The 24,110-nt window shown below is 67.9% G+C and carries 16 protein-coding genes, 1 tRNA gene and 4 pseudogenes; 8 read left to right on the top strand and 13 right to left on the bottom strand.

All coding sequences use genetic code 11. The features are described 5' to 3' along the window. Positions 1 to 20: 20 nt before the first annotated feature. The 9 genes and pseudogenes from carA to OJJOAM_RS15010 form a co-directional block, all read right to left on the bottom strand. Positions 21 to 1,157 (bottom strand): glutamine-hydrolyzing carbamoyl-phosphate synthase small subunit, encoded by a 1,137-nt coding sequence (carA, locus tag OJJOAM_RS15050; protein WP_422648417.1) that lies wholly within the window; start codon positions 1,155 to 1,157, stop codon positions 21 to 23. 354 nt (positions 1,158 to 1,511) lie between these two features. Continuing rightward, complete coding sequence (locus OJJOAM_RS15045; protein ID WP_422649609.1) at positions 1,512 to 1,934, bottom strand: RidA family protein; 423 nt, start codon at positions 1,932 to 1,934, stop codon at positions 1,512 to 1,514. 243 nt (positions 1,935 to 2,177) lie between these two features. Further along, a pseudogene (locus OJJOAM_RS15040) lies at positions 2,178 to 2,618 on the bottom strand (acyl-CoA thioesterase); the annotation flags it as partial. Beyond that, on the bottom strand, positions 2,615 to 4,285 hold the full coding sequence (locus tag OJJOAM_RS15035) for an AMP-binding protein (protein WP_422648416.1): 1,671 nt from the start codon (positions 4,283 to 4,285) through the stop codon (positions 2,615 to 2,617). The gene OJJOAM_RS15035 and the pseudogene OJJOAM_RS15040, both read right to left, overlap by 4 nt. Positions 4,286 to 4,329: 44 nt before the next feature. Beyond that, entirely contained in the window at positions 4,330 to 5,562 is a 1,233-nt protein-coding gene (locus tag OJJOAM_RS15030) for an acyl-CoA dehydrogenase family protein (protein WP_422648415.1), read from the bottom strand. Between the two features lie 39 nt (positions 5,563 to 5,601). Beyond that, on the bottom strand, positions 5,602 to 6,453 hold the full coding sequence (locus OJJOAM_RS15025) for an enoyl-CoA hydratase family protein (protein ID WP_422648414.1): 852 nt from the start codon (positions 6,451 to 6,453) through the stop codon (positions 5,602 to 5,604). Between the two features lie 230 nt (positions 6,454 to 6,683). Then, positions 6,684 to 7,464, bottom strand: a pseudogene (locus OJJOAM_RS15020) (SDR family NAD(P)-dependent oxidoreductase). A 23-nt stretch (positions 7,465 to 7,487) separates the two neighbouring features. Beyond that, a pseudogene (locus tag OJJOAM_RS15015) lies at positions 7,488 to 9,858 on the bottom strand (bifunctional salicylyl-CoA 5-hydroxylase/oxidoreductase). Between the two features lie 155 nt (positions 9,859 to 10,013). Then, complete coding sequence (locus tag OJJOAM_RS15010; protein ID WP_422648413.1) at positions 10,014 to 12,419, bottom strand: hypothetical protein; 2,406 nt, start codon at positions 12,417 to 12,419, stop codon at positions 10,014 to 10,016. A gap of 326 nt (positions 12,420 to 12,745) precedes the next feature. On the opposite strand from OJJOAM_RS15010, the gene OJJOAM_RS15005 reads away from it, so the two are divergent. After that, positions 12,746 to 14,353, top strand: coding sequence for a ShET2/EspL2 family type III secretion system effector toxin (locus OJJOAM_RS15005; protein WP_422648412.1), 1,608 nt, complete (start codon positions 12,746 to 12,748; stop codon positions 14,351 to 14,353). 20 nt (positions 14,354 to 14,373) lie between these two features. On the opposite strand, the gene OJJOAM_RS15000 is transcribed toward OJJOAM_RS15005, so the two are convergent. Then, positions 14,374 to 16,266, bottom strand: a complete 1,893-nt coding sequence (locus tag OJJOAM_RS15000) for a propionate--CoA ligase (protein ID WP_422648411.1) — start codon at positions 16,264 to 16,266, stop codon at positions 14,374 to 14,376. A 32-nt stretch (positions 16,267 to 16,298) separates the two neighbouring features. Here OJJOAM_RS15000 and OJJOAM_RS14995 point away from each other — a divergent pair, with 32 nt between their 5' ends. Beyond that, the gene (locus OJJOAM_RS14995) at positions 16,299 to 16,430 is read left to right on the top strand and encodes a hypothetical protein (RefSeq protein ID WP_422648410.1); all 132 of its coding nucleotides are present in this window, start codon (positions 16,299 to 16,301) and stop codon (positions 16,428 to 16,430) included. A gap of 100 nt (positions 16,431 to 16,530) precedes the next feature. Here the strand turns inward: OJJOAM_RS14995 and OJJOAM_RS14990 are convergent, their stop codons facing one another. Beyond that, positions 16,531 to 18,201, bottom strand: coding sequence for a transglycosylase SLT domain-containing protein (locus OJJOAM_RS14990; protein ID WP_422648409.1), 1,671 nt, complete (start codon positions 18,199 to 18,201; stop codon positions 16,531 to 16,533). Positions 18,202 to 18,327: 126 nt separating this feature from the next. Continuing rightward, positions 18,328 to 19,129 (bottom strand): annotated as a pseudogene (gene gloB, locus OJJOAM_RS14985) (hydroxyacylglutathione hydrolase). Between the two features lie 10 nt (positions 19,130 to 19,139). On the opposite strand from gloB, the gene OJJOAM_RS14980 reads away from it, so the two are divergent. From OJJOAM_RS14980 to OJJOAM_RS14965, 4 genes are all read left to right on the top strand, one after another. Continuing rightward, a complete protein-coding gene (locus OJJOAM_RS14980; protein WP_422648408.1) occupies positions 19,140 to 19,943 on the top strand; it encodes a class I SAM-dependent methyltransferase in 804 nt (267 codons plus the stop codon). A gap of 140 nt (positions 19,944 to 20,083) precedes the next feature. Next, complete coding sequence (rnhA, locus tag OJJOAM_RS14975) at positions 20,084 to 20,533, top strand: ribonuclease HI (protein ID WP_149319818.1); 450 nt, start codon at positions 20,084 to 20,086, stop codon at positions 20,531 to 20,533. 10 nt (positions 20,534 to 20,543) lie between these two features. Next, on the top strand, positions 20,544 to 21,269 hold the full coding sequence (gene dnaQ / locus OJJOAM_RS14970; RefSeq protein ID WP_422648407.1) for a DNA polymerase III subunit epsilon: 726 nt from the start codon (positions 20,544 to 20,546) through the stop codon (positions 21,267 to 21,269). Between the two features lie 136 nt (positions 21,270 to 21,405). Further along, positions 21,406 to 21,480 (top strand) — tRNA-Val (locus tag OJJOAM_RS14965). A 128-nt stretch (positions 21,481 to 21,608) separates the two neighbouring features. Here OJJOAM_RS14965 and OJJOAM_RS14960 read toward each other — a convergent pair. Continuing rightward, positions 21,609 to 22,166, bottom strand: a complete 558-nt coding sequence (locus OJJOAM_RS14960) for a DUF1801 domain-containing protein (protein WP_422648406.1) — start codon at positions 22,164 to 22,166, stop codon at positions 21,609 to 21,611. Positions 22,167 to 22,520: 354 nt separating this feature from the next. On the opposite strand from OJJOAM_RS14960, the gene OJJOAM_RS14955 reads away from it, so the two are divergent. After that, a complete protein-coding gene (locus OJJOAM_RS14955) occupies positions 22,521 to 23,219 on the top strand; it encodes a hypothetical protein (RefSeq protein ID WP_422648405.1) in 699 nt (232 codons plus the stop codon). Between the two features lie 144 nt (positions 23,220 to 23,363). Then, the gene (locus OJJOAM_RS14950) at positions 23,364 to 24,110 is read left to right on the top strand and encodes a hypothetical protein (RefSeq protein ID WP_422648404.1); all 747 of its coding nucleotides are present in this window, start codon (positions 23,364 to 23,366) and stop codon (positions 24,108 to 24,110) included.

Below are 24,110 nucleotides of genomic sequence, written 5' to 3'. Positions count from 1 at the left end.
TCTCGATGTCGAGGTCCGCCTTACTGGCGGGCCTCCTCCATCAGCTTCGTGAAGCGGTCGAACAGATAGGCCACGTCGTGCGGGCCGGGCGACGCTTCCGGGTGTCCCTGGAAGCAGAAGGCCGGCTTGTCGTTCAGCGCGAAGCCCTGCAGCGTGCCGTCGAACAGCGAGACGTGCGTCACGCGCGCATTGGCCGGCAGCGTCGCGGCGTCGACCGCAAAGCCGTGGTTCTGCGAGGTGATCACCACGCGGCCGTCGTCCAGGTCCTTGACCGGATGGTTGGCGCCGTGGTGGCCGGTCGGCATCTTGACGGTCTTCGCACCGACGGCCAGGCCCATGATCTGGTGGCCCAGGCAGATGCCGAAGGTCGGGATGCCGCGCTGCAGGAATTCCTGCGTGGCGCGGATCGCGTAGTCGCACGGCTCGGGATCGCCCGGGCCGTTGGCTAGGAAGATGCCGTCCGGCTTGTAGGCGAGCGCATCGGCGGCCGTCGACTGGGCCGGCAGCACCGTGATGCGGCAGCCGCGCTGGGCCAGCATCCGCAGGATGTTGAACTTGACGCCGTAGTCGAACGCGACCACGTGGAAGCGCGGGTTCTCCAGCTTGCCGTAGCCGCGTTCCAGCGCCCACTCGGTCTGGTTCCACTCGTACGGCTCCTTGACCGACACGACCTTGGCCAGGTCCATGCCGGCCAGGCCCGGGAACGAGCGCGCCAGGTCGATGGCCTTCTGCGCGTTGTCCTCGCCGGCCAGGATGCAGCCGTTCTGCGCGCCCTTCTCGCGCAGGATTCGGGTCAGCTTGCGGGTGTCGATGCCGGCAATGGCGGGCACCTTCTCCTGCTTCAGGTAGTGCGGCAGCGTGTGCTGCTTGCGGAAGTTCGAGGCAAGCAGCGGCAGATCCTTGATGATCAGGCCGGCGGCATGGACTTTGGTGGCTTCGACATCCTCGGTATTGACGCCGACATTGCCGATATGCGGATACGTCAGCGTGACGATCTGCCGCGAATAGCTCGGGTCGGTGAGGATTTCCTGGTAACCGGTCAGCGCGGTGTTGAACACCACTTCGCCGATGGTATGGCCGGAGGCGCCGATGGAATAGCCACGAAAGACCGTGCCGTCTGCTAGCGCAAGGATGGCGGGCGGAAAAGACGGTAACACGGGTAGGCTCCTGCTGGATTCACCCCGTGACCGACCTCTCTCGACGCCTCGTGCCCCGAATCTGACGGCGAGCGCACCGGCGGCAAGCCGGGGCTGTCGGGCCGGGCTGCGCGGGATTCGGCGTGGGTGCGGCAAAGGTGTCGACGGCGATCGGCACGGCGCTCCGGGGCGAATCCGCAGGGCAGCGGTCAGGGCGGCGGAAGGTGGAATGCGGTTGGCGCTAGGGTGAAGGGTTCTGAAAGCGAAACTTTCGGATTCTACCTCACGCCGGCCAATTTCTCAAGTTTTCAAGGACTTGCGTATGCCGGGCGAGGGGATTTCCCTCCCCCCGGTTACGGGGCACCTGCCGCGGTGTCACGCTGTCGCGGATACGGCCGGGGGCACCACCGCGGTGACTTCGATCTCGACGCGGGCGCGCGGTTCGATCAGGTCCGCGACCTCGACCGCGGTCATCGCCGGAAAGTGGCGCCCGATGATCTCGCGATAGTGCTTGCCGATGGCGGGATAGGCGGCGACATATTCCGCCTTGTCCTTCACATACCAGGTCATCCGCGCGATATGTTCGGGCCGCGCGCCGCCCTGCTCCAGGATCGCGACCACATTGCGCAGCGCCTGGGCCGTCTGCTCGGCGAAGTCGTCGCTTTCGAATTCGCACTGGCCGTTCCAGCCGATCTGGCCGCCGACGAAGATCAGCCGGCTGCCGGCCTGGAATTCGGTCAGGATGCCGTTGGCATAGCCGCGCGGCGCGGCCCAGCCCGGGGGCTGCAGCACGGCCATCGGCTGGCCCCGCTCGGCGGCGGTGGCGGTCTTCGCGGTGTTCGCACTGGTCGAGGATTTGGCGGCAGGCGCCACGATATCGTTCATAGCTGGGACTCGTCAGGAATTCGATGAAGTAGAGGCCGAGATGGCCGAGGCGGCAGAAGTGCCCTCTGCGGCCGAACTGCGCGCTGTGGTCGAAGCGGCCGATGTGGCCGATGTGGCCGAGCTGCCCGTTGCCGTCGCTGCGGCCGATGCGGCTTCGGCCGCCTCGTCGACGAAGCGGGCCATCGCCTCGCGCACCGGCGCGGGAAAGAGTCGCGGCGCGATCCGGGCCGTATCGACGCAGACGAGGCGCTGGCTGAATTCGACGCGCAGTTCCGCCCGCCCGTCGTGCTCCGCGCCGAGAAAGCGCACCCGCAGCGTGCAGCTGGAACTGCCCAGCCGCGTCACCGCCAGCTCGCGCGTCAGCACCTCGCCCATCCGGCTCGGCGCGACGAAGCGGCACTGCAGGTCCGCTGTCGGCACGCCGGCGCGATCGGCGCCGTGCATGCGCTCGAACGGCCAGTCGAGCGCCTCGCGAAACCAGTCTTCGACCAGATCGTTCAGCATCTCGAAATAGCGCGGAAAGAACACGATGCCGGCGGCGTCGCAGTCCTTGAAGCGCACCCGCACCGTGTTGCGAAAGCTCGCGGCTGCCGTCATGACGCCGGCATCCCGTTCTGCTCGGCCATCTGCCGCAGCCGGAAACGCTGCAGCTTGCCGGTCTCGGTGCGCGGCAGCGCGTCGACGAAGTGGATGCGGCGCGGATACTTGTACGGTGCGATCTGCCGCTTGACGTGCTCCTGCAGCGTCACGCGCATCGCGTCGTCGCCCTGAAAGCCCGGGCGCAGCACCACATAGGCGGCCACCACCTGCCCGCGGCCGTCGTCCGGCGCGCCGACCACGCCGCACTCGGCCACCGCTTCGTGCTGCATCAGCGCGGCCTCGACCTCGGGACCGGCGATGTTGTAGCCGGCCGAGACGATCATGTCATCCGAGCGGGCCTGATAGAAGTAGTAGCCGTCGGCGTCCATCACGAAGGTATCGCCGGGCAGGTTCCAGCCGTCGCGTACGTAGTTGGCCTGGCGCGGATCGTCCAGATAACGGCAGCCGGTCGGCCCCTGCACCGCCAGCTTGCCGGGCACGCCGGGCGGCAGCGTCTGCATGTTCTCGTCCACGATGCGCGCGACATAGCCGGGCACCACCTTGCCGATCGCGCCGGGCCGCACCTCGTCGCCGGCGCTGGAGATGAAGATGTGCATCATCTCGGTGCCGCCGATGCCGTCGATCATCTCGATGCCGGTTGCGGCCTTCCAGCTCTGGCGCGTGGCGTCGGGCAGCGCCTCGCCGGCCGACACGCTTTTCTTCAGGCTCGACAGGTCGTAGCGCCCCGCCGCCGCGGCCATCTGGCGATAGAAGGTCGGCGCGGTGAAGACGATGGTGGCCCGCGCGTCCTGGATCAGCGCCAGCAGCGTCTCCGGCGTCAGCTTCTCGGCCAGCACGGTCGAGGCGCCGGCCCGCAGCGGGAAGCACAGCAGCCCGCCCAGGCCGAAGGTGAAGGCCAGCGGCGGCGTGCCGCAGAACACGTCGTCGGCCGTGGGCCGCAGCACATGGCGCGGGAACAGGTCGCACATCGCCAGCACGTCGCGATGGAAATGCACGGTGCCCTTGGGCTGGCCGGTGGTGCCGCTGGTAAAGGCAATCAGGCAGATGTCGTCGCTGGCGGTATCGCAGGCGGCGAAATCGTCGGGCTTGCCTTCCAGCGCCGCTTCGAGCGAGCCCGGCCCGCTGCCGTTGAAGCACAGCGCCTGCCGCATCGTCGGACAGTGGAACTCGCCGCCCTCGCGCATGTTCGCGTCCAGCTCGTCGCGCAGCCGCGCATCGCACAGCGCGGCACCGACCTCGGCGCGATCGATCACCTGCTTCAGTTCGCGCGCCCGTAGCAGCGGCATCGTCGGCACCGCAATCAGGCCGGCCTTCAGCGTCGCCAGCAGGCTCGCGGCCATCATCAGGTTGTTGGGGCCGCGCAGCAGGATGCGGTTGCCGGGCACCAGCCCCATGTCCTCGGTCAGCACGCGCGCGATGCGGTTGGTCAGCGCGGCCAGTTCGGCATAGCTGACGGTGGCGAAGCCGCCGGCGCTGCCGGCCTCGGGATAGCGGATCGCGATCCGTTCGCCGCGGCCCTCGCGCACGTGGCGATCGACCAGTTCCACCGCCGCGTTGAGCCGCTCGGGATAGCGCGTGTCCTCGTTGAACAGGAACTGCGGCCAGGCCTCGCGCGGCGGCAGGCGGTCCTGGGCGAAGGTATCGGTATGGGCTGTGCTCGCCATGGCTGTCTCCTTGATGGGCGGCGCTCGTTCTGGGGAGCGCGCGGTCAGGACCGCGGTTGCCGCGCGGCCAGCGTTTCGCGCGCGACGATCAGCTTCTGCACTTCGGTGGCGCCTTCGTAGATGCGCAGGGAGCGGATCTCCCGGTACAGGCTCTCGACCCGGCTGCCGATGCGCACGCCGAGGCCGCCGAACAGCTGCACCGCGCGATCGATCACCATCTGGGCGTTCTCGGTCGCGGTCATCTTGGCCATGGCGGCCTCGCGGGTCGTGCGGACTGGAGTGCCGCCTTGGGTGCCGCCTTGGGCGCCGCCCTGACCGCGGCCCGCGCCGGTGTCGCGCAGCCACGCCGCGCGCCAGGTCAGCAGCGCGGCCGCATCGAGCGCGGTGGCCATCTCCCCGAGCGCGGCCTGCGTCAGCTGCAGGTCGGCCAGCTTGCCGCCGAACATCGGGCGCGCAGTGGCCCGTGCGATCGCTTCGTCCAGCGCCGCGCGGCCGAAGCCCAGCGCCGCGGCCGCGACCGAGGCGCGGAAAATGTCCAGCGTCATCATCGCCAGCTTGAAGCCCTGCCCCGCCTCGCCGAGCCGCTGAGCGACCGGCACGCGGCAGCCGTCGAAGCGCAGCGTGGCCAGCGGATGCGGCGCCATCACGTCGATGCGCTCGGCGATCTGCAGGCCCGGCGTATCGGCATCGACGACGAAGGCCGTGATGCCGCGCGCGCCGGGCGCCTCGCCGGTGCGCGCGAACACGCAGTAGAAGTCGGCGATGCCGCCGTTCGAGATCCACGTCTTGGTGCCGTCGAGCACGTAGTGGTCGCCGTCCAGCGTCGCGCTGCACTGCATCGCGGCGACGTCGGAGCCGGCCTCCGGTTCGGACAGCGCGAAGGCCGCGATCGCCTCGCCGCGCGCCACGCGCGGCAGATAGCGCTGGCGCAGCGTCTCGTCGCCCGCCAGCGTGATCGCGCCCGAGCCCAGTCCCTGCATCGCGAAGGCGAAGTCGGCCAGCCCGTCATGGCGCGCCAGCGTCTCGCGCAGCAGGCACAGCGCGCGCGAGTCCAGCTGGTCGAGCGCACCGCCGTAGGCGCGCGGCACGCAGTAGCGCAGCCAGCCGGCCTCGCCAAGCTGCCGCACCAGCGCGCGGCAGTCCGCGTCGACATCGGCGCCAGGCGCATGCGGCTGCGCCGACAGCGAGCGCGCGCACCAGGCGTCCAGCTCGCGCGCCAGCGTGCGGTGCGCGTCGTCGAAGAATGGCAGCGCCAGATCGTCTTGCCAGCCGGTCATGTCAGTTCCCCTCGGTTGCCTTCACTGCGTCACCTTCACTCAGTTGCCTTCGAACACGGGCTTCGCCTTGGCGACGAAGGCCTCGTAGGCGCGGCGGAAGTCGCCGGTCTGCATGCAGATCGCCTGGGCCTGCGCCTCGGCCTCGATGGCCTCGTCCAGCCCCATATTCCATTCCTGGTGCAGCAGCTTCTTGGTGACGCCATGCGCGAAGGTCGGGCCCGCGGCCAGTTGCGCGGCCAGCGCGGTGGCCTCGTCGCGCAGCCGCTCCGGCGCGTGCAGCGCATTGAAGAATCCCCACTGCAGCCCTTCCTGCGCGCTCATCGCGCGGCCCGTGTACAGCAGCTCGCTGGCGCGTCCCTGGCCGATCATGCGCGGCAGCAGCGTGCAGGCGCCCATGTCGGCACCGGCCAGGCCGACCCGCACGAACAGGAAGGCGGTGCGCGCCGATTCGGTCGCCAGACGCATGTCCGAGGCCAGCGCGATCATCGCGCCCGCGCCGGCGCAGACGCCGTCGACCGCCGCGATGATCGGCTGCGGACACGCCCGCATCGCCTTGACGAGGTCGCCTGTCATGCGCGTGAAGTCGAGCAGCTCCGGCATCGCCATCTTCGTCAGCGGGCCGATGATCTCGTGCACGTCGCCGCCCGAGCAGAAGTTGCCGCCGGCGCCCTGCACCACCACCGCCTTGATGTCGTTCGCATAGACCAGCGCTCGGAACAGATCGCGCAGTTCGGCGTAGGCGTCGAAGGTCAGCGGGTTCTTGCGCTCGGGGCGGTTCAGCGTCACGGTGCCGACCTTGCCGTCATCGGATACCGACCACAGGAAGTGGCGCGGCGCGAAGTCCGCGAAGCCGCGCTTGTGGTGGCGCATGTCCAGTGCGATCTCGTTCATCTGCGTTCTCTCGTCGATGTGTCGATGTGTCGGTGTGTCGGTGTGTCGGTGTGCCGGTGCGTCGGTGCGTCGGTGCGTCGGTGCGCCGGTGCGTCGGTGTGCCGGTGTGTCGGTGTGTCGGTGTGTCGGTGCGTCGGTGCGTCGGTGCGTCGGTGTGCCGGTGTGTGTCGATGTATCGCTGCCGAGGTCCCGGTGCTTGGGTTCGTCGTTCGCCGCCGCGGAAAGCCGGTTCAGCCCGCCATTACCTCGCCGCCCGCCACCGCGATGGCCTGGCCCGTGATCGCGCTCGCGGACGGCCGGCACAGCCACGCCACCGCGTCGGCCACTTCATCGGGATCCACCAGCCGGCGCTGCGGATTGCGGCCGGCCAGTTCGGCGCGCGCCTGCTCTTCCGTGCGGCCGGTCTTGTTCACGATATTGGCCACCGCCTCGCGCACGATGTCGGTATCGGTATAGCCGGGACAGACCGCATTGACCGTGACGCCGCTGCGCGCCAGCTCGAGCGCCAGCGCGCGCGTCAGCCCCAGCACACCGTGCTTGGCGGCGCAGTAGGCCGCCACATAGGCATAGCCGGTCAGCGCGGCCGTGCTCGCGACATTGACCACGCGGCCCCCAGCCTGCGTCCCGCATCGCCGGCAGCGCGGCCTGCGTGCACAGGAAGGTGCCGGTCAGGTTCACGTCCAGCATGCGGCGCCACAGCGCCAGGTCGGTCTTCAGGAATGGCGCGCTGTGCGCCTGACCGGCGTTGTTGACCAGCACGCCGATCGGGCCCAGCGCCCGGGCGGCCGCGTCGAACCCGCGGGCCACGCTGTCGGCATCGCTGACGTCGGCCTGGACTGGATACAGCCGCGCACCGGGATGGTCCTGCCCAAGGCGCTCCACCGCGCGCGCCAGCGCGTCGCCGTCGCGGCCCAGCAGCGTCACGCTGGCGCCGTCGGCCAGCAGCCGACCGGCAATCGCCGCTCCGATGCCGCGCGCGCCGCCGGTGACCAGCGCGTGCCGCCCGTGCAGCGGCAAGGACAAACGATCGGCGCTCACCGCGCCCCCGCCAGCGCCGCGGCGCGTTCGAGGTTGGTCTCCAGCTGCCGCTTGCCGGCCTGGTATTGCACCGGCCAGTCGACCGGGCGATAGCCCAGTTGCGCGGCCTGGTGCAGCGTCCAGGCGGGATCGGCCAGATGCGGCCGCGCGATCGCGCACAGGTCGGCGCGGCCGGCGGCGATGATGCTGTCGACGTGATCGGCCTCGGAGATCGCGCCGACTGCGATGGTCGGAATGCCCGCCTCGTTGCGGATGCGGTCGGCGAACGGCGTCTGGTACATGCGGCCATAGACCGGCGCCTGCTCGGGGCTGACCTGCCCGGAGGAGCAGTCGATCAGGTCCGCGCCGGCGGCCTTGAAGGCGCGCGCGATCTCGACCGCGTCGTCCGGCGTGATGCCGCCCTCGACCCAGTCGTGCGCGGAAATGCGGACCGACATCGGCCGCTGCGACGGCCATACTTCGCGCACCGCGGCGAACACCTCGAGCGGATAGCGCAGCCGGTTGGCGAGCGATCCGCCGTACTCGTCGTCACGCCGGTTGGTCAGCGGCGAGATGAACGACGACAGCAGGTAGCCGTGCGCGCAATGCAGCTCCAGCCAGTCGAAGCCGGCCTCGGCCGCGCGCCGCGCCGCCGCGACGAAATCGTCGCGCACGCGGTCCATGTCCTCGCGCGTCATCGCGCGCGGCACCTGCGAGATGCCGGGCAGATACGGCAGCGGCGAGGCCGAGATCAGCGGCCAGTTGCCCTCGGGCAGCGGATGGTCCATCGCCTGCCAGCCGAGCTGCGTCGAGCCCTTGCGGCCGGCATGGCCGAGCTGCATGCCGATGCGCGCGCCGCCGGCCAGGCCCGTGCCGGCATGCACGAAGTCGACGATGCGCCGCCAGGCATCGCGCTGCGCGTCGTTCCACAAACCCGGACATCCCGGCGTGATGCGCGCGTCGGGCGAGACGCAGGTCATCTCGGCCATCACCAGGCCGGCGCCGCCCTGGGCGCGCGCGCCCAGATGCACCAGGTGGAAGTCCCCGGGCACGCCATCGACGCAGCAATACATCGCCATCGGCGACACCACCACGCGGTTCTTCAGCGTCAGGCCGCGCACGCGGTAAAGGCGTGAACATCGGCGGCAGCGCACCGTCATGCGCGCGCAGGCTTTCCTCGGGCACGCCGGCCTGCCGCGCCAGCCAGCGCTCGTAGTCCTCGACATAGGTGCGATCGCGCAGCCGCAGATTCTCGTGCGAAATGCGCTGCGAGCGCGTCAGCAGCGAATAGGCGAACTGCTCGGGCGCCAGACCCGCATAGCGCTCGACGTTCTCGAACCATTCGGTGGAATTGCGCGCGGCGTTCTGGATCTTCAGCACCTCGACGCTGCGGGTCGCCTCGTAGCGGCGCAGCGCCTCGTCGAGGTCGTCCGGGCCGGGTTGCGCCATGCCGCGCAGGTTGCTGGCCAAGTCGATCGCATCCTCCAGCGCCAGCTTGGTGCCCGAGCCGATCGAGAAATGCGCGGTGTGGGCGGCATCGCCCATCAGCACCACCGGCACGCGGCGGCCGCCGGCCAGCGTGTTCCAGTGGACCCAGGTGTTGCAGATCACGCGGTTGAAGCGGATCCAGTTGGCCGAGCCGCGCAGATGGGTGGCGTTGCTGATCAAGGGCTGGCCATCGAGATATTTTGCGAACAGCCGCTCGCAGTAGGCGATGCCCTGCTGCTGGTCCATCTGCTCGATGCCGGCGGCGCGCCAGACCGATTCCGGCGTCTCGACGATAAAGGTCGAGGTGTCGTCGTCGAAGCGGTAGGCGTGCGCCTGGAACCAGCCGTGCTCGGTCTGTTCGAAGGCGAAGGTAAAGGCGTCGAAGCGCTTTTTGGTGCCGAGCCAGACGAAGCGGCACTGGCGCGTATCGATGTCCGGCGCGAAGGTCTCGGCGTAGCGGGTGCGCACGCGGCTGTTGACGCCGTCCGAGGCGATCACCAGGTCGGCGCGGTATGTCTCGGCCAGCGCCTGGTCGTCCTGCACGTCGGTCTCGAACACCAGTTCCACGCCCAGCGCCTCGCAGCGCGCCTGCAGGATGTTCAGCAGGCGCTTGCGGCCGATGCCGATGAAGCCGTGCCCGCTGGAGCGCATCGTGCGGCCGCGGAAGTGGATGTCGATGTCGTCCCAGTGATTGAAGGCCGCGTCGATCTCGCGCGCGCTCTCCGGATCGGCCTCGCGCAGGTTGTCCATGGTGGCGTCCGAGAACACCACGCCCCAGCCGAAGGTGTCGTAGGGACGGTTGCGCTCGACCACCACCACCTCGTGGCGCGGATCCTGCCGCTTCATCAGCAGGCCAAAATACAGGCCGGCCGGTCCGCCGCCAATGCATAGCACGCGCATCTGTGTCTCCTCGCCCAGGTGTGCCGCTGAAGCGCCACATTACTGCAAGCCAAAATATTTTATGCCTAAAATATTAGAGCGAATCCGGGCGAGGTGCAAGTACGGTGTCATGGCCGACCAGCGTCAGCCATGACAGCAAAACCGAGCTCGATGGCCTACGCCAGCCTGGAAAAGTCCCCCAGGGCCGGGGGAGCATGCGTAGCGATGGCAGGCGCACCGCGGTCTGCCTGGCTGAGCTCGCACAGACGGTTTCGCAGTCCGCAAAGAAGGCCTAGAACGTCGGGACGGCTTTCAAGCTCACGTTCCTGAAGCAGCCGGCGCGCGGCGTCCATCAACACCAATGGATCGTCGGATTCGACTACCTCCTGCGGGAGGACAGGCGGCAATTTGACGTCATGGCGGGCGACATAATGTTCCCAGGCATCCTTGAGCGATATTCCGGGGTCACGGCGATGTTGCTTCTCATAGATTTCGATCAGTCGGTCCGTCCTCTGATTCAAGGCATCGATCTTGGATGCGACCAGTGCGGCGTACTTTCGCGCGTCCGTCGGCAACATGCCACCGCGGTAGTTCGTCCGTTTTTTCACGAAGAGTTCCGCGCCGCCGGCCTGCAGCATGGCGAGAACGGACCCGGCACAGTTGTTCTTCATGCTCCATAGCCGGAAATCGTGTTGGGACGTGGACTGCCATCTATTCCGCATGCGGCTCGCACTCAGGCCGAACAAGCAGGGACGTGCCTGCGCAGTGTGATCGTCGAACGCATTCTGGCCGAACAGCGGCAGATAGATCTTGTGGGCGCTGAGCGCAGCGCGTTTCTCCTCCCCCACGGTGTAGAGCTTCTGCTTCGACCGCAACTCAAAGGCGCCGCTGATCAGGCCGTCGGCGGCGCGATCTGAAACCATGTTGTACTTGTCTGCACGGTAGGACCGCGAAGTGTACGAACTCACCGAACTGAGAGGCGTTAGAGGTACCTTCTCGGGCCAAAGGCTGTGATGGCTCTTGGGCCATGCCTGTGCACCGGATGGCCCGTCGGCAATCACCTTGGGACCACGAATCGTCGCCGCCGCGTGCCCGTAATTGCCTTTGCGGACGTTCTCCGGCCATATATCGACCACCACGACGTGGGCCAGCCGCTTGGCGCTACCCATGCCGCTGAAGTTCTGGGCAACACGGTCCATCCGTTCGATCTCGGCGGGCGTCAGCGGTTGGCCCGGATTCAATGGCCGACCTTCGAGGGCCGCCACGGCGGCCTCGTTGCCATGGAGCGCCGCGAGGTGAGTGAAGTACGCATTCTGCGTCCAGGCGGCAGCCTCATCGTCGGACAACTGAGCGACAGGAGGCGCGGTGCGTCGGTCGGGAATCGGCAAGTCATCGGGACCAATATGCGGCGCCCGCGGTTCCTCGGATACCCCTGCGTCAGCTTGCGCGCCAGCGCGAACGTCGGCTTGCGCTTCGGCCCTGGCCCCGCCGTTCGCCTCGCGCTGACGCGCCTCGGTGGCCCATTCCCGTTGAAGGGCATGAAGTGCCGCGTCCACACCGTGCTCGCCGTCTTGCCTTGTCACTGTGTCGCGGGTGACGTCCAGCCTCACGGTCGCATTGGGCTTCGTTTGGCCCCATCCGTCCGTGCGATGGGACCGCAGCCAGATGCCCTTGAGCGCCTGTCGGCCAATCTGCAGGGCGGCCGGTGATTGCTCGCCGGCTGCGCCATGCGGGTGGTCCGCTTCATTGAGTTCCCGGGGACGGGTTTCCAGCAGTTCCAGCTTTCGCCCGGGCTTGATCGGATGGAAACAGATGCCGGCGACGCCAAGGAGGTTCTCCAGCAGACTTTTGACCCTGTCCCAGAAACTGGCCTGGACGGAATCCAGTGTCTTCTGGACCAGGCTGTCGTTGCTGGAAAGAGAGCATTCGGTGACCTCTGCAGTCAACTGGTATTGCTTCTTGACGTCCTGATTGCCGAGCCGCTTGCGAATGGCGCCGGCCGCTTGCGCCACAACGTTGTCGGTCCGCTCCAACTGCAGGGACACGACGATATCGGAAGTCAGAACCGCCCGTTGCGTGCGCTCGTCGCGATGCATCCAGTCGGTTGTCTTGTGAATTGAAACCCTGCCGCCATCGAGCGTGATATTTGTTCCGTGGCGCCGTGACAGGCCCGTCGTGTCGCCATCCATCCGGTCATTGCCGGTGGCCTGTGCCAGGGCCGTTGTCTCCAGTTCCTGGAACGCGCGATCACCCAGCAGCGCCGCCACGTCGCGCGCGCAGATCGCCGCGGCGTGCTCATCGGCATGACACCCCAGCGTGCGCGTCAATTCGGCAGCGATGCGCTCCAGAACCCGGTGTCCCTTCTGCTCGGGCGTAAGGGATGCATCGGCGGCAATATCGCCGAACGATTGAAGGACATGGTTGATGGTCAGCTTCTCGCCGTTGACGATGTAGCGACGGTGGAGATCGTGCAGCACTGGCTGGATATTCCGGCCGTGGGCAAGTCCCAGCTCAGCATTCAAGACCGCATCGAAATACGCGGGCGCAAGGCCGGACAGCCTTCCCGGGGTGAAGAAAGTCATGGCAAACAACAGGAGAAGTAGGCGGATGGGGCATCCCCCGTCGCGGTATCGCGCAGTGACGGGAGACGCGTCGTTGAGCTGTCCATACTACTTACCGTACGCATACAAAGCTTTTGCTTTCTGCAAATTGTCCGGCCCACAAAGGCAAACGCACGGCCCGCATGACCAGGCGGACCGATACCCTTTCCCCCGGTTCCCAACCCTGGAGGATGCGTCCATGCCACAGCACATCGAACTGCCCCTCGTTTCGCCCCCCGGTTCAGTGTCAGGACCTGAAGGAGCTGCGCAACCGCCATGTCAGAGAGTGGGCCAGAACCGGTGGAGGCGTGCTCGTACTCGGCGATCGGCACCACCGGATTACACGGCAATACGGCAAGCTCACGGTCGCCTCATCGTCCCCGTATCTCGATCCGCAGCAGGCGGCCGTAGAAAAGACGTTGCGCCGCCTGCGACGCGACGTCCGCAAGGAGGTTTGCCACTATTGTTTCCACGGCAATGCCTATGTGAGGCTCAATGGCGCGGCACGTTCGTCGATCGACGAAGCGCTTATCACTTGCGGACCCCTGGCGGGTCACTGGCTGGCGTCCTTTCTGTCGCCGCCCGAATTCAAGCCCGACTACGAGACGCTGCGCTGCCCCGACGCTATCCGGACCAACGTGGGAACAGTGGCGCGTGCGGTGCATATGGCGGCCGACGCGTTCTGCAAGATCCGGATCGTCGAGCCGGACGATTGGGGCAAGGAATTTGCCAGGCAGTTCAGAAAGATGGCGCGCCACGGTGAAGTCGTCAGGGGCATCAGCCTGGTCCTGCACACCCACGTCTGCGCGGTCGGACTGAAGCGCAAGCAAGCGGCCGGGGAAGACCGGGTGACGTACGGCATCGACTTCTACGATCCCAATGAAACCGCGACGCACCGCCGCATCAAGTACGACGAGCTGTCCGATGTCGAATCAATCGTCGCGAACCGTTTCCTGGCACCGGCCGCGCTGTCGTGGTACAGCCGGGACCGTGGCAATGCCGCGCTGATGCTGAGCGTCGGCGTGGTCGACATGCTGTCGCTGCGAAGCGCCTCCACGCTACCCCGCCTATCCCCACGGCCGCTGTCAGGGCCGCTTCCCGATCCGTCGCCTGCTGTGTTGGGCTTTCTGATCGGTTCCAATTGCATCGAAGGAATGCGGCGCATTGCCCCCGCCCTGTCGGCGCTGCCCGATGCGCAGCGAATTCGGTGCCTCGGCGACCATGACAAGGCCCCGGCACTGTATTACGCGATGCAGGGCGGTCTTCCGCAGACTTTGACCGAGTATGGCGCGTTGCTCGAAGGCCTGGACGACGACACGCGCGCGGAGTTGCTGCTGGCACGCCATCCCGACGGTAGAACCGGCCTGTACGCGGCACTTGCCCTTGGAAGGTCGGCACTCTTCCGACCCTACTGGGAACTGGTGAAGACCCTGCCCGACCACTGGCATTACCCGCTGATGCGGGCGGCCAACGGCAAGGGCGGCAGCGCCCTCTACGAGATTTGCGAGACGGGCCAGCATGACGCGCTTGAGGAGATGGTGTACGTGATGAACGACATGCCGGTCCAGTTGCGCACGCAATTGCTGATGGCCTATTCGAGCGAAGGCGACTGCGGCCTCGCGGCAGCTGCGCGGGCCGGGCATGGACGCATTATCGGGCTGTACTGGCGAGCCTTGGAGAAGATGCCCTTGCGGGCTCGCTATGAGGTGCTGCGCCCTGTTGCGGCGTCGGCGCGATGCGACCCCGACGCAGCGTCCCTTCCCACCCAAGCGGCCCGATCCCTGCGGGGGGCGCTATACGAGCTTGCGCCCCGCCTGCTGCTGACGCCCTCGTTCATCGTCAGGGCGCTATTCACCGGTCTTCGCGATAGCGATGCGGCGCCGTCGGCCCGCAGTATGCAGGCGGCAGTCGGCTAGCCACCGCGCCCGTTCCGCCTTCAGCCCTGCAGCGCCTCCCGGAACTGCGCCAGCGCAGAAGGATCCTCGATGGTCGTCAGGTCGCCGGGGTCGCGCCCTTCCGCCACCGCCTGGATCGCGCGGCGCAGCAGCTTGCCGGAGCGCGTCTTCGGCAAGGCGCCGACGAACACCACGCGGGCCGGCCGCGCGACCGCGCCGAGTTGCCGGTCCACGGTCTGCATGATCTCGCCTTCGAGCGCCATGCGGTCCTGCGGCGTGGCGGCGCGTCCCGCATCGCGCAGGATGCAGACCGCCAGCGCGACCTGTCCCTTCAGCGGATCGGCGACGCCCACCACCGCGACCTCGGCCACCGCGGGATGCGAGGCGATGCTTTCCTCGATCTCGCGCGTGCCGAGCCGGTGGCCGGCCACGTTGAGCACGTCGTCGGTGCGCCCGAGGATGAACAGATAGCCGTCCTCGTCGCGCACGCCCCAGTCGAAGGTCGAGTAGCGCTGCCGGTCGGGAAAGCCGGACCAGTAGGTCTTGACGAAGCGCTCGTCGTCGCCCCAGACCGTGCTCATGCAGCCGGGCGGCAGCGGCCCCTCGATCGCCACCACGCCCTTCTGCCCCGGCGCGCATTCGGCGCCGGTCTGCTCGTCGACGATGCGCACGTCGTAGCCGTACACCGGCAGCCCCGGCGAGCCGAGCTTGGCGGGCAGCGCCTCGATGCCGTGCTGCAGGGCGATGATCGGCCAGCCGGTCTCGGTCTGCCAGTAGTTGTCGACCACCGGCTTGCCGATGGCCGACTGGATCCAGCTGGCGGTCGGCTCGTCCAGCGGCTCGCCCGCCAGGAACAGCATGCGCAGGCTCGACAGGTCGTAGCGGCTCAGCCAGGCCGGGTCCTGCTTCTTCAGCACGCGGATCGCGGTCGGCGCGCTGAACATCACGTTGACGCGATACTGTTCGACCAGCTGCCACAGGATGCCGGCGTCCGGCCGCACCGGCGTGCCCTCGTACAGCACCGTCGTCATGCCGGCCAGCAGCGGGCCGTAGACGATATAGCTGTGGCCGACGACCCAGCCGATGTCCGAGGTGCAGAACATCGTGTCGCCGGGCTTGCCGCAGAAGATGTATTCCATCGACGTGGCCAGCGCGACGGCGTAGCCGCCGGTGTCGCGCTGCACGCCCTTGGGCTTGCCGGTGGTACCCGACGTGTAGAGGATGTACGACGGCGCGCTGGACTCCAGCCATTCGCACGGCACCTGCGTCGCGCCGACGCGTCCGCGCCAGGCCAGGTAGTCCTCGTCGCGGCCGGGCGTGCGCTCCATCGGCGCGAGCCCGCGGTCGACCAGCAGCACCTTCTCGGGCGGGTTCTGCGCCAAGCGCAGCGCCTCGTCGAGCAGCGGCTTGTAGGGCACGACCTTGCCGCCGCGCGAGCCGGCGTCGGCGCTGACCACCACGCGCGGCCGCGCGTCGTCGATGCGGGCGGCGAGGCTGACCGAGGCAAAACCGCCGAACACCACCGAGTGCACCGCGCCGATGCGCGTGCAGGCCAGCATCGCGAACACCGCCTCGGGGATCATCGGCATATAGATCAGCACGCGGTCGCCCTGGCGCACCCCCAGCGCCAGCAGCACCGCGGCCATGCGGTTGACCTCGGCGTGCAGCTCGTGATAGCTGTAGCTGCGGCGCTGGTCGGTTTCGGTGGAGACATGGACCAGTGCCGGCTGCTCGGCGCGCTTGGCCAGGTGCCGGTCGACCGCGTTATGGCAGAGGTTGGTGCGCCCGCCGACGAACCAGCGCGCAAACGGCGGCCGGCTGTAGTCGAGTACCTGCTCGCAGGGGGTCTGCCAGTCGATGCGGCGGGCCTGTTCGGCCCAGAAGGCGTCGGGATCGACGAGGGAGCGCGCGTGCACGGCGCGGGTGGTGGTCATTGCTGTCTCCTCCGCTGGGGCGGCGGTTATCGTTGGACCGCCAGTTTGCCACCACCGGCACCAGCTTCGCCATCCGCAATGTCCACAAGGTCACCTCCGGGGCCGGCTGGTTCGTCTGGTTCGGCTGGTTCGGCTGGTTCGGCTGGTTCGGCTGGTTCGGCTGATCCGGCCCACCAAAGAAAAAGGGCACGCCCCTCGGCATGCCCTTTTCCGTGTCCACGGCGCCTCTGTCGACTGCGCCGTTGCCTGCTGCGGTGCCGCGCCTCAGCGCGCCTTGCCCTTCGCCTTGGCCTTCGGCGCGGCGCTGGCCTTGGCGCTGGCGCGGCCACCGGACGCCTTGGCGCTGGCCTTGGCGGACGCCCTGGACGAGGCCCGCACCGCCTTGCCGTGCGGTTCGACCACCACCCGCTGGCGGGCGCTGGCGCGGCTGCCCTTGCCCGACACGCGGATCACCCGCACCTCGTCGTCGCGCTCGGCGATGGCCCGCGCGCGCTTGACCGGCACGTTCAGCACCAGGCTCTGTCCGGCCACCAGCTTGGAGCCGGACAGCTTGTTCCAGGCGCGCACCTGGTTGACCGACACGCCATAGCGGCGCGCCACCGAGGCCACCGTGTCGCGCTTGCCGGCGCGCACCACCAGCCGGCGCGCTTCGGGCAGGTCCGGCTCCATCGCCAGGATGGCGTTCTCCGCCAGCGTGGCACTGATGTCCTGGGTATGGCGTCCGGAGCGGGGGATCATCACGGTCGAGCCGGGCTTGAGCCGCATCCCCTTCGGAATCCGGTTGATCTCGCGCAGCGTGTCCGGATCGACGTTCAGCCGCGCCGCCAGCGATTCGACCCGCTCGCGGCCGTCCACCGTCACCGCGGTCCAGCTCGACAGCCCGCCGCGATAGGTGTTCAGGTTGTACTGGAAGCGCTCGGCGTTCTCGAACGGCAGCAGGATCTGCGGGTTCGACGCACCCAGGATCACCGGCTTGTTGAACGATGGATTGAGCGCGCGGAATTCCTCCAGCGGCATGTTGGCCAGCTTGGCGGCCAGCGTCACGTCGATGTCGCGCGAGGTGGTCACCGTGACGAAGTACGGATGGTCCGGAATCGGCGGCAGCGTGACGCCATACGAGGCCGGATTGCTGACGATGTTCTTGACCGCCTGCAGCTTCGGCACGTAGTAGCGCGTCTCGTTGGGCATCGTCAGGCTGGCGTAGTCGGTCGGCAGCCCGCGCGCCTCGTTGCGCGCGATCGCCCGCGACACCGCGCCCTCGCCCCAGTTGTACGCCGCCAGCGCCAGATGCCAGTCGCCGAACATGTCGTGCAGCCGGCTCAGGTAGTCCAGCGCCGCTTCGGTCGAGGCCAGCACGTCGCGGCGCTCGTCGCGGAACATGTTCTGCTTCAGGTTGTAGCTCTTGCCGGTGCTCGGAATGAACTGCCACATGCCGGCCGCCTTCGCGCTCGACACCGCCTCCGGGTTGAACGCGCTCTCGACGAAGGGCAGCAGCGCCAGCTCGGTCGGCATGTTGCGGCGTTCGAGCTCGGCGACGATGTGGTACAGGTATTTGCTCGACCGCGCGATCATCCGCTCCATATAGTCGGGCCGCGCCGCATACCACTGCGTGCGGTCCTCGACCAGCGTGCCTTCCAGGTCCGGCATCGAAAAGCCGCGACGGATGCGCACCCAGATGTCCTGCGACTGGCCCAGCGTCCAGTCGATCCTGTCCTCGTCGACGTTGATCGGCGCGGTGTCGCGCGCGATGGTCGGCGGCAGGTGGATCGAATTGAGCGGATCGGTGGGGGGAAGGCCGGATTTGGGCTTGGTGGCGGAGGCCAGGGCGGTCGGCGAGCCGGCCGTGCCGGCTTCATCAGGCGGGACGGGCGTGCTGGCACATGCCGCCAGCAGCGCCGCACAGGCTACGGCCGCCAGGTATCGACCAATTCTCATCAATTTCTCGGATCGTGACGCTAAAAATTGGCTGATGCTAAAGACAAAGCGGCTCGTGCGTCAATCGGATTTTCCGCTTTCGGTGGGGCGGTCAGCGGCCGCGCGGACGGATCGGCGCGGTGCCGGTCAGCGAAAGCCGTCCTTCCACGCCCGCAGCGCGCCGAACGCCGCGGCATCGTCGCCAGCCTGCGCGCCCTGCCCGGCCAGCGCCCGGCGCACGGATGGCTCGCGCGACCGCAGGAAGGGATTGACCGCGCGCTCGTGGCCGACGGTGGTCGGCACGGTCGGCTCGCCGGCGGCGCGCAGCGCCTCGACGCGCGCGTCCCAGGCGGCCAGCGCGGCGTTGTCCGGCTCGACCGCGCGGGCGAAGCGGACATTGCTGCGCGTCATACTCGTGAGCGCAATAGACGCGGGTCGCGTCGGGCAGCGCGGCCAGCTTGTCCAGCGACGCCAGCATCTGCGCCGGCGTCCCCTCGAACAGCCGCCCGCAGCCGCTGGCGAACATCGTGTCCCCGCAGAACACCACCGGGCCGATGCCGGGCAGCTCGCCGGTGTAGGCGATATGTCCCGCGGTATGGCCAGGTACCTCGAGCACCCGCAGCCGCAGCGCCGGCGCCTTCAGCTCGACCTCGTCGCCCTCGCGCACCGCGCGGGTACGATGGCCGATGCGCTCGGCGGCCGGCCCGATCACCGGCACCGGCTCGCCGTCGGGGCCGGTCGGCCAGGCCGCCAGCAGCTCCGCCACCCCGCCCTGGTGATCGCCGTGGTGGTGGGTGATTACAATGGCGCCCAGGACCAGCCCCGCCCGCGCCAGATAGGCCAGCACCGGCGCGGCCTCGCCGGGATCGACCACGGCGGCGGCATGACCGTCGTCGATCGCCCAGATATAGTTATCCTGGAAAGCGGGGATCGGCTCCACCCTCAACATGCGTGCTCCTATGTCCAAGCGTCCGATTATAGATTGGGAAAACTGGCTGGCCTCCCCGCCCGGCCAGTACATGCTGCGCTGGGAGGAAGGCCAGTACGACCGCACCGTGGCCGACATCTTCGGCTATCACGCGATCCAGCTCGGCATGCCCGTGCTCGACACGCTGCGCGAGAACCGCATGCCCTTCGGCGGGCTGGCGCTCGACGCCCGCAGCGGCCCGCACGGTCCGCGCGCCGCGGAAACGGGCAGCGCCCCCGGCCCGCAGCTGCTGTGCCGCTTCGACGAGCTGCCCTTCGATACGCAGAGCATCGACCTGGTCACGCTTCCCCACGTGCTCGAATTCTCCGAGGACCCGCACGAGGTGTTGCGCGAGGTCTCGCGCGTGCTGATGCCCGAGGGGCGCGTGGTGGTGTCCTGCTTCAATCCGATGAGCCTGTGGGGCGCGCGCCAGGGCCTGAACCGGCTCGGCGCCGATCCCTTCCTGCCGACCGACGCCCAGTCGATCGGCTTCGTTCGCATCAAGGACTGGCTCAAGCTGCTCGGCTTCGATATCATCCGCGGCCGCTTCGGCTGCTATTGTCCGCCCTACCGCACCGACCGCTGGCTGCAGCGCGCCGCGTTCATGGAGAAGGCCGGCGATCGCTGGTGGCCAATCTTCGGCGCGGTCTATATGCTGTCGGCGGTCAAGCGCGTGCGCAACATCCGCCTGGTCGGGCCGGCCTGGAAGACGCCCAAGGCCGCGCTGGCGCCGGTGGCGGCCCCGGTCGCCACACCCAACGGCACGCACGGCAAGGCGCCCGGCGAAGAGAAGTAACGAAAGTCGGGGCCAGCGCCGCGGCCCCGCCCCGCCTGTTGCCGAGCCGATGCCGGCCCGGCACCGATTCCAACCGTGTCCGCCCCGGCGGACGCCCGGCCGCGGCGCCATCCCGCCGCACCGGTTTCCACCCTTCATCGATGCAAGAAGTCACGATCTATTCCGATGGCGCCTGCAAAGGCAATCCCGGCCCCGGCGGCTGGGGCGCCGTGCTGGTCGCCAATGGCCACGTCAAGGAGCTGTTCGGCGGCGAGGCCAATACCACAAACAACCGGATGGAGCTGACCGCCGTCATCGAGGCGCTGCGCGCGCTCAAGCGGCCATGCAAGGTGCAGGTCTGGACCGATTCGCAATACGTGCAGAAAGGCATCTCCGAATGGATCCGCGGCTGGAAGGCGCGCGGCTGGAAAACCGCCGAGAAGAAACCCGTCAAGAACGCCGACCTGTGGCAGGCGCTCGACGCCGCTGCCGCCGAGCACGACGTCACCTGGCACTGGGTGCGCGGCCACAACGGCCACCCGGGCAACGAACGCGCCGATGCGCTGGCCAATCGCGGTGTCGCCTCCCTCACCGGCGCCCAGGTTGAGTAGAATGCCCGCCATGCGACAAATCGTACTGGACACCGAAACCACGGGCCTGAACGCCGCCACCGGCGACCGGCTGATCGAAATCGGCTGCGTCGAGCTGGTCAACCGGCGGCTGACCGGACGCAACCTGCATTTCTATATCAACCCGGAGCGCGACATCGACGCCGGCGCGATCGCGGTGCACGGCCTGACGGTCGAATTCCTGGCGGACAAACCCAAGTTCGCCGAGGTCGTCCACGAGATCCGCGAATACGTCCAGGACGCCGAGCTGATCATCCACAACGCCGCGTTCGACCTGGGCTTCCTCGACATGGAATTCCAGCGGCTCGGCCTGCCGCCGTTCCGCAAACATGTCGGCAGCGTGATCGATACGCTGCTCGAAGCGCGCCAGATGTTCCCCGGCAAGCGCAACTCGCTCGATGCCCTGTGCGAACGCCTGGGCGTCAGCAACGCGCACCGCACGCTGCACGGCGCACTGCTGGACGCGGAGCTGCTGGCCGAGGTCTATCTGGCGATGACGCGCGGCCAGAACTCGCTGGTGATCGACATGATGGACGCCAGCGCGGGCGCCGGCCCGGCCGCGGTCGCCACCGCCGACCTGTCGGCGCTGCGCCTGCCGGTGCTGGAGCCCAGCGAGGACGAACTGGCGGCCCACGCCGCGGTGCTCAAGGACCTCGACAAGGCCAGCGGCGGCAAGACGGTATGGCAGGAGGCGCCGCCGTTGGAAGAGGCGGCATGACGCCTGGCCGCGGGTCGCAGGCAGGGCCGGGGGCAGCGTCGCGAGACAAAAAATTCGCCGAAGGGCTTTACAAGATACAACGACCCTGACATAATCTCGCTTTCTCTGCTGCACGGCAGTTCAAGCGCAGCGGCAGGGGTGGTTAGCTCAGCGGTAGAGCACTGCCTTCACACGGCAGGGGTCACAGGTTCAATCCCTGTACCACCCACCAGATTCGCGGGAAACCGCATGGAAAAGGCCCTCGGACGAAAGTCGAGGGCCTTTTTCTTTTCCTTCCTCATTGCTGGCGCTGATGGCGCAGTCCTTCGCCACCGCGCTTTTGTCCATCCCTCCCGCGCATTACGGCACCCACCCCGGCAATTCCGCCGCCTGCCGTATCCAGTCGCCTACCTGCTTCTCGTCGATCTCGTCGGCCTCGTAAATGTCGAGATATCGGGTATTCGGGTCCTTCGATTCGCCGGGCGGCAGCGGGCGCAGCGACGATCCCTTGAAAAAGGCCACCTTCACGTATCGCGTGAAGCAATGGAAGCTGAGAAACCAGCCCTGCCCTTCCACACCATAGAACGGCGAATTCCATTTCACTGCCTTGCGGACGTCCGGCACGGTGCGCACGATCAGCGCGTCGAGTCGTCGCCCGAGGTCGCGCTTCCAGCCGGGCATGGCGGCGATGTAGGCCTGCACCGGGGCATCGCCGTCGCCCTTCGGGATTTGGGGGTTGCCGCCCGACAGCAGGACCGGCTTTCCGTCGGACGGGGATATTGCTGCTGGTTTCCCGGCCGCCTTTGCTGCGGGTTTTCCGGCCGGCTTCGCCGCGGCCTTCGCCGTGGTCTTCACCTCGGTTTTCACCCCGGTTTTCACCCCGGTCTTCACCGCTTTCGCGGGTGATTTGTTTACCATCGTCTTCCCTCCGAGCACGACAAGCGGTCCGGCACTGAACCGGCCCGATCCTAGGTCAAACCCCCGCCGTCAACAACCCCGCCTGCTGCCTAAAAGCGATATCCCGCCGCCATTACGGAATGGCAGCCCTGCGATTCACGCCTAGCATTGGCCCGCTTCGCGTATCACGCCGAGGCATCCATTGGACCCAGTCGCTCGGCCAACTGCCGGGATAACCGCTGGGATAGCCGCTGGCATAAACGCCGGCACAGACGCCGGCACAGACGCCGGAATTACCGCCGGCATAACGCTGGAATAACGCATCCAGGCAAATCATGAACAAGACTCTGATTATCGCCTCCATGGCGCTCGCACTTGCCGCATGCGGCGGCGACGGAGACGATCCACCGCACCCCCCATCCGAACCTCTTTCCCGCCGAGGGCCTGTATCGAGGCAAGACGTCGGCCAATCAGGACATCACCGCGCTGGTGCTCGACGATGGCACCTATTACGTCGCCTACGACGGGCCGCCATTTTCGCGCGGCGTGCTGCAAGGCACGATGCACGCGGACCACGGCAGTTTCACTTCCTCCGATGGCAAGGACTTCAGCGTGTCGTTCCGCGATATGTTCGATGTCTCTCTCCATGGCGACTACGCAACCAGGGCGCATCTGAACGGCACGATCCGCTATCCGGCCTCCGGCCAGAGCGCGACCTTCACCAGCACGTATGACAGGGACTACGAACGCACGCCGACGCTTGCCGCGGTGGCCGGCACCTATGAGGGCGAGGCCGTGGCGCGCGGCGCGGTCGAATCCATCGCGATGTCGATCTCGGCGACGGGCGTGATCCACGGCATGGGAGCCTCGGCCTGCAGGTTCACCGGCGTCGTCCGGCCCCGCAGCCGCGGCAACGTGTACGACATCACGGTGACCTACGGGCCGTCGCCCTGTGCCCGCCCCGGCCACCACCTGCGTGGCAACGCGTACTACCGAGCCGAAGATCGCACCTTGTTCGCTGCCGCCATCAACGCCGAGCGGACGGAAATCCTGTTGTTCGAGGGCCTGCGCTAGGCCGCCGGCCCCCGCTCGAATCTCCAGCGCCCCCCACCAATCGGGAATGGCGGACACCGCGGCCAGCCTCTAAGATTGCCGCGCCCCGGTGCCATGCCGGGGCACCATCCCAATAAAAAACAAAGACAACCCTTCGAGAAATCCATGAACAAGACCCTGCTGATTGCCTCCCTGGCACTGGCGCTCGCCGCATGCGGCGGTGGCGGCGGAGACGATGACGGCCCGGCTCCGCAACCGGCCACCTCCCCTGCCGAAGGCCTGTACACGGGCAAGACCTCGGCGAACCAGGACATCGCCGGCCTCGTGCTGGACGATGGCACCTACTACATGATCTACACCTCGTTGGCGCCGGTCTCGCTCGGCGTGATCCAGGGCAAGCTGAATGCCGCCAATGGCAGCTTCACGTCGAACGACGGCAAGGACTTCAGCGTGTCGTCGCGCGGCATCTTCGACGTGGCGGTCAACGGCACCTACGCGACCAAGGGCAACTTGAACGGCACCGTCCGCTATCCGGCCACCGGTCAGACGGCGACCTTCACCAGCACCTACGACAAGAACTACGAGCTGACGCCGTCGCTGGCGACGCTGGCCGGCACCTACAACGGTACCTCGGTGATTCCGGAGGGCGGCGAGTCGGCGACCATCACGGTGGCCGCTTCGGGCACGATCAGCGGCGCGGGCGCGTCCGGCTGCCGCGTCGACGGCGTGGCCAAGCCGCGCGCGCGTGGCAACGCCTACGACATCACCGTGACGTTCGGCCCGTCGCCCTGCGCCCGTCCGGGGCAGAAGATGAGCGGCGTCGCCTACTACAGCGCGGAAGACCGCGGCCTGATCGCTGCCGGCACGACTGCGGACCGGTCGGCGGGCGTGCTGTTTGTGGGTACGCGCTAA

It is taken from the genome of Cupriavidus sp. H18C1 (assembly GCF_049311595.1).
GTDB classification, from domain to species: Bacteria; Pseudomonadota; Gammaproteobacteria; order Burkholderiales; family Burkholderiaceae; genus Cupriavidus; species Cupriavidus cauae.
The sequence above is the reverse complement of the archived record's forward strand: the minus strand, read 5'-3'. Positions and strand labels throughout refer to the sequence as shown.